General features: G+C 70.4%; 1 pseudogene. It reads right to left on the bottom strand.

Features of this window, described 5'->3' with window-relative positions:
• Window positions 1-250: pseudogene (locus tag AMS65_RS19650) on the bottom strand (ABC transporter permease); the annotation flags it as partial.

Raw genomic sequence — 250 nt, 5'->3', positions numbered from 1 at the left:
GCCGCGACCCGCATGAGGGGCGAGAGCGTGGTGGTCGCGAGGCGGCGGAGGATCCGGCTGGGGCGGTAGGAGGCGAGGAAGCTCGGCATGTTGAGCACCCCGATCATGGTGGCGACCATCACGAAGATAAACGGCAGCGCGAACAGGTCGAGTGCGCTGGGGCCGTGCACCACGATCTCCGTGCTCGCGGCCGAAGCCGAGGTGAGCAGGATGAGGAGGGGCAGGCCGGGCGGCACGATCAGGCCCGCCG

This window comes from Leucobacter celer subsp. astrifaciens (genome assembly GCF_001273835.1).
Lineage (GTDB): Bacteria > Actinomycetota > Actinomycetes > Actinomycetales > Microbacteriaceae > Leucobacter > Leucobacter celer.
This window is presented reverse-complemented; position numbering and strand designations above follow the sequence as displayed.